Consider the following 5,487-nt stretch of genomic DNA (forward strand, 5'->3'; position numbering starts at 1 on the left):
GGGCGAGGGGTTGTTCGCCTGCGGATTCGAGCAGTTGCAGGAGCATGGTGAGGGCGCTGTCGGTGACGCCCATGTCGGCGTTAATGCGGTCTAGCTCGGTTAAGGCGTCGCAGATGCTGGCGAGGTCGTCGAGGAGGGTGTCAAAGCCCATGGCTTTGAGGGCGTCGATTTGCAGGCCGCGCAGGCGTTCAAAGCTGGCGCGCAGGTCTTGCAGTTTGGAAAAGGCGAAAGAGGGTTGTGATGATGCAGCTATTGCAGACGCAATAGGGGTATGAGCAGCCATGATGGCCTCCTGTTAGTTTCGTTCAATTTCGCCCCTTGTTCAGAGAGGCGGCCAGGTACTTGAACACCGCTAACAGACGGCCCGCAATTTTCCCCTTTCGGGTCTTGTATGGTTGCGCACTACCCGGCCATAGAAAAAACTATGGACGTAAAAAAACCACGACTTTCGGGCGCGGGTTATCTTGCCGCTGTTAGATGGTGTGTTCAGCACCAGTGGCTAGGATAGCTCAGATGTGGGTGGTTTGGCAATGTGTATGGTTATGAACACTAAAGTTTCGTAATGGTAAGTAATTAACAACAATTAACCATTTACAAACATAAAACATTTGCTAAATTTGAATATAAATTCGTTAATGAAATGCACGCAGGCCTTGTGTTCATTAAGAATATAAGCTGGGTGCGGAACATATTTTATTGAAATCGAAATTTAACTTAAAGTGAGGAGATTTACATGCCTACCACCGGAGAAAAACCAGGGATTGGTACATATGTTTGTGTCAAATGTGGCAAAAGTTTATTCTTGAACGACAGAACTGACACGCTACCACCGTGCCCAAAATGTCATGGAACTGAATTTAAGAAAACATAGATGGTGTAGGTGCGAATGTTATTCGCACCTACTAGCCAAAATAGGCAAGCTGCTGCAAGAGCACAAGTGTCCGTTTGGGTGTATCACTGACATCGCTCGTTAATTTTATTTAAGATTTTTAAAGGAGATTTTTTTTGCGCGCTGAATTTCTAATTCTCATTCCAGATAATGATTCGTTTTGCAATACAAAGAAGGGTTTTGTTGATATTCTCAAGATCGACTCGTTGATCTCCATAACAGGACAAAATCTCGCATTTAGAAGATCGCCCAAGTCAAAAGATATAGTCTCGGTAAAATTTCGTGTCGATACTGCCAAAGTGAAGTCACAAGCTGAGCGTTATTTCTTATTTTCTATGGAGTGTGAAGATCAGAATTTTGTAGATGAATTCTTTGAGCTTTGCGAAAAAATTAAAGCCATAGTTCAAAGGATTTCACCTGGCTCAACTTCAATCAATGTCTTATGGGATGACGTTGGCCGCATTTATGCCGAAAAATCATATCCAATTATTAATGAGACAGAAAATTTAATGCGACGCCTCATCGCAAAGTTTATGTTGATTACGGTTGGCATGAATTGGTCTAAGGATGCCTTCAATGATGCATTGCAGAAAAAAATCAAAAATTTCGGAGATGAGGACACATACCTTAACGACTTGTATAAATTAGATTTTATTCATTTGAATGAAGTGTTATTTGAAAAAAAACGCGATATAGGAATAGATGAGTTGACTAGATTACTTTCCAAGACGAACTTTTCCAAAGCAGATCAAGAGCAAATTTCAAAGTATGTTCCCAGATCAAATTGGGAAAAATATTTTTCAGAGTTGGTTGATAAAAAAGATAGCAGTCTCGAAACAAAATGGAAGATGCTATATGAGTTGAGGAACAAGGTTGCGCATAACCGAAATGTCAAAAAAGCAGAGTTTGAAAAGATTAAAGGACTTTCTACGGACATCAAAATTATCATTGACAAAGCGATTTCTAAACTTGGTGATATTGATATCAATGCCGACGAAAGAGAAATAATTCTCGAATCGCATTTTAGCGAACTTAAAACCGACGTATTTGGAGCGACTTCTCACACCGTAGTTGAATCAGTTGCAGAATATTTTGTTAGGAATGGTTTTGGAGTACAAATGTACTTAACTTCGAGCAAAACCGGTCTGGGTGATTTCAGCGCGGGTAAAGATGGTGATATGTTCATAGTTGAGGTAATCACTCATACCCCATTAATATTTTCAATGCGCTGGCGCGAACTTATAAAAAAATATCGTGATGCGTTCCCTGGTGATCCTGCACTTGATCCAATACCCAAATTAAATGTAGTAGTTGTTGTGCCAAAAGATGCAGAAATTGATCGTGTGCCAAGAATAAAGAAAATTACAGATCCGATGGAGATTTATTTCATAGATGCGCTTACTGTAACTATTGGAACACTGACAGACGACAATGTTTTCGTCCAAATATAACCTAAGATAACTTACGTAGATGCGAACATGCTGCGATATTTGCACGTATGTGGGGACAGTAAAAGTATCCAATATTCATTGCAGGATCATGTGTGCGAATAGGTGGTGCTATTTCTCCAAATTTAAGGATCAATCATGAATCCCTCAGAATTAGCAAAAGAAATAATAAATGAACTGTATAAGGGTAATTTTTTTGTTCTGCTGTATGCAATGCTGGCCTTCTCGGCTTTAAGTTTTTTTGCCTATTTAGGTGGCTACTTCACTTCTGCGGGAAAACTAAAAAATGAAATGGAAAATTTTAAGGACGTTTTAAAGAATGAAGTTGCTAAATTCAAAGAACTTGAGCAATCAAAATACGATATGTACGAACAAAATTTTGCTCAAATTTTGAAGCAACAAACTGATACGACAGAAACTGTGGAAGCAATTAAATCACGAATTGGTCGCAATGATTGGGTTCAAAAGGAAATGACCTCGATAAGAATAAAGAAAATCGAGGAACTCGTTACCTTGGTAATGAAAGTGGAAGAAGTGCTAAATGAACGACTCAGTAGTGCGTTAGATATCTTGGATCTAGCCAAAAATCATGAACATGATACGGAAAATCTTTTAGTTATCGTTAAACTTTACTTGCCTGACTTAACCGGGGAAGCGCTTAATTTTATTGTCTGTGCTAAGAAATTTTATCTACTGATCTATAAGAAACATAGAAAAATGGACAAAGCTACTTCAGATGAGGATAAACAAAAAATTCGAGATACGATATACGATCAAGAGGCGCGAGACTTACAGGGGGAAATATGGAGCACGAGAAATATTTTGATAGAAAAGGCAAGAATAAAGTTAGAGTATCTTTTAACTGAAAATTGATTTGAATCTACAACGTTCCTTTAATCAGAAATGAACTGATAATTTAGGCGATCAGTGATCTTTGAAATAGCATGGAGAGTTAAATCTAAAACCAGCCTTTCCTCATATTGAACATCACCCCCACCCGCCACAACTCTATCCCGTAGCCCATATTGATGCACCCGCGCAATACGGGCTACGCGGCCATAGAAACCCACTTCCAGCCCGTTGCCGTCTGCCTTTGCTTTGAGGCGAGATTGGTATATAGCTTGTTGCGTTACGATGGGGGAGCAAAGTTTTTTGGTGGAGCGTACCTCTCGACCGTAATACTATGCATTTGGGTTTGATAACTTTTCTATGTCAGCAGCCAATATCGCCGATTTGCAATTATCTCGAATAAAAACTAAAACGGATGGATTGGCCAACAACGCTCTCAAATCCTCACTGCGCCCTTCTCCGCTCCATCCTTCAATGTTTTTCACGTGATTAATCCCATCTTTAAACGCCTCATTCAGTAAGTCTTGTGCAGAAAATTTTGCAGTAAAAGAGAGGGGAAATGGCGTACAGCTTCCATCTCCATTAAAGGCATGCAGTAAAGCTTGGCTTTGCTCAACGTCTACAACTACGTCAAGAACCAAATAATTCTTGGTTCCATTTTTTTCAAACGAACATACCGTGTAACCATTCATAAATCTATACCTCCTTAGTTTGCCTGGGGGCATAACGTGTTTTTTAAAATAGAAACTTAACCGTCATCGCAAAAACAGGCGTTCCGATTCTTTTCTATGGAAACCGCGATATTGCCTGCCTCAAGTATGTGATACCTCAAACATAGAGGGTATAACAGAATCGATAAAAGAGGCGTCAGGGGACGTTTTTATTTTACTATTAAAATTAAATAATTTGCAATCTTTGTTAGCAACAATAATACTATTCACTGAGAATTGAATTCATACAACTTAGAAATGAAATTTTGTTCAAAGACACTTGTATCTGGCAACCCCAAAACCCGCCTCTGTTCATACTGAGTTTCAACCCCACCCGCCACAACCCTATCCCGTAACCCATATTGATGCACCCGCGCAATACGGACTACGCGGCCATAGAAACCCACTTCCAGCCCGTTGCCGTCTGCCTTTGCCTTAAGGTGGGTGTTGGTGCGCAGCTTGTTGAACATGCTGGCTTTTTGCTTTTTGATGCGGCCTTGTTTACCCCTGATGTTTTTGCGTTGCTTGCGCGGTGCGTAGGGGGTGCCGTCTGGGTTTTGTTGTGCCTGGATGCGGGTTTGTTGCTGCCGGCGCAGGTCTTGCGCTAGCTGGTGGGTGAGTTTGCGGCGGGCGGCGGGGTCTAGCTTGGCCAGGAGGGTGCTGGCCCAGGTTTCCAGCGCGGTGAGGTCGTCTTGCATGGTGTTGCGCTATTTGGGTGGGGTGGGTTGTACCTGCCACTCTGCCAGCAGGGTGGTGCCGTTGTAGAGTTGCCACCAGGGGGCGGTGTAGTCTGGGGTGGGGGTGATTTCGCCCGCGTGGGTGATGTCTAGCCGGGTGCCGGTTTGTTTGACGATGACGCGCTCTGTCAGGTCTATCTCCAGGCTGATGTCGACGCTGTTGTGGTTGTTGAAGTCAACCATGAAGCGTATGCCTTTGGCTTTGTCGTCGTTGCCCAAGAGGTCTGCCTGGTGGGTTGCCAGCCAGTCGAGCAGGGGGACGATGAGGGCGTCTTCTTCACCGCTGTAGTCGGTGACGATGATGTTGAGGACGTAGGCGTATTCAAACGAGCGTGAGGCGGTGCGGGTGGTGTGCAGGCTGCCTTTGTCTGCAAATACCAGCAGTTTGTCTGGGTTGCGCTGTAGATCGGGTATGGCAGCCGTTAAATGGGCGCGCAGGCTGTTGGGTTTGTACATGCTATCTCTGCGTATTAATGACGGTGCTGATGGCGTGGTAGCTGTCTATGCAGGCGTTTAGTTGGCGGATGGCGTCGTCGCCGTCTGCGGCGATGGTTGCAAGAGCTGCTCCAGCCTCTGGCGTAAGTTGGGCTCGCGCTTCTGGGCTATTGCTGGGGCCAGCGGGGGTATTTGTGCTGGCACTGGTGCTGCAAGCCTGGACGGGGATTGACAGGCGCAGAGTGCCAGTGCGCACGTCAGCAATAAACTTATCGCGTTTGGATTTTTCATGTTGTAGCTCTTTTTGGTGGGTGGTGGCGATGGTGGCGAGGCTGCGGGACATGAGCCTTTCGTTTTCTCTGGCTGTTTCGCTGGCCTGGGCTTGGTCTTTTGCAATCTGGGCGGTGAGTTTGTCTACC

Annotated in this window: 8 protein-coding genes and 1 pseudogene; 3 read left to right on the forward strand and 6 right to left on the reverse strand. The window is 43.9% G+C overall.

Annotation, left to right across the window (positions count from 1 at the left end; translation table 11 throughout):
* Window positions 1-283 (reverse strand): hypothetical protein (locus H8L47_RS28960; protein WP_186957302.1); only part of this gene is annotated, 283 nt, incomplete at its 3' end.
* A gap of 450 nt (window positions 284-733) precedes the next feature.
* Here H8L47_RS28960 and H8L47_RS30460 point away from each other — a divergent pair.
* The 3 genes from H8L47_RS30460 to H8L47_RS28975 all read left to right on the forward strand — a co-directional run bounded on the left by H8L47_RS30460 (window position 734) and on the right by H8L47_RS28975 (window position 3,210).
* A complete protein-coding gene (locus tag H8L47_RS30460; protein WP_186957303.1) occupies window positions 734-871 on the forward strand; it encodes a zinc ribbon-containing protein in 138 nt (45 codons plus the stop codon).
* A 134-nt stretch (window positions 872-1,005) separates the two neighbouring features.
* Window positions 1,006-2,340, forward strand: coding sequence for a HEPN domain-containing protein (locus tag H8L47_RS28970; RefSeq protein ID WP_186957304.1), 1,335 nt, complete (start codon window positions 1,006-1,008; stop codon window positions 2,338-2,340).
* 135 nt (window positions 2,341-2,475) lie between these two features.
* Complete coding sequence (locus tag H8L47_RS28975; RefSeq protein ID WP_186957305.1) at window positions 2,476-3,210, forward strand: hypothetical protein; 735 nt, start codon at window positions 2,476-2,478, stop codon at window positions 3,208-3,210.
* A 20-nt stretch (window positions 3,211-3,230) separates the two neighbouring features.
* On the opposite strand, the pseudogene H8L47_RS28980 reads toward H8L47_RS28975, so the two are convergent.
* The 5 genes and pseudogenes from H8L47_RS28980 to H8L47_RS29000 all read right to left on the reverse strand — a co-directional run.
* Window positions 3,231-3,482 (reverse strand): annotated as a pseudogene (locus H8L47_RS28980) (phage virion morphogenesis protein); the annotation flags it as partial.
* A gap of 36 nt (window positions 3,483-3,518) precedes the next feature.
* A complete protein-coding gene (locus H8L47_RS28985) occupies window positions 3,519-3,878 on the reverse strand; it encodes a hypothetical protein (RefSeq protein WP_186957306.1) in 360 nt (119 codons plus the stop codon).
* Between the two features lie 245 nt (window positions 3,879-4,123).
* Window positions 4,124-4,594: a phage virion morphogenesis protein gene (locus H8L47_RS28990; protein WP_186957307.1), complete on the reverse strand. Its 471-nt coding sequence runs from the start codon at window positions 4,592-4,594 to the stop codon at window positions 4,124-4,126.
* 9 nt (window positions 4,595-4,603) lie between these two features.
* Window positions 4,604-5,089, reverse strand: a complete 486-nt coding sequence (locus H8L47_RS28995; RefSeq protein ID WP_186957308.1) for a phage tail protein — start codon at window positions 5,087-5,089, stop codon at window positions 4,604-4,606.
* Between the two features lies 1 nt (window position 5,090).
* The coding region (locus tag H8L47_RS29000; RefSeq protein WP_186957309.1) for a lysis system i-spanin subunit Rz at window positions 5,091-5,487 on the reverse strand (397 nt) is incomplete at its 5' end.

It is taken from the genome of Undibacterium umbellatum, assembly GCF_014284125.1.
In the GTDB taxonomy this organism is placed as follows: Bacteria; Pseudomonadota; Gammaproteobacteria; order Burkholderiales; family Burkholderiaceae_D; genus Undibacterium; species Undibacterium umbellatum.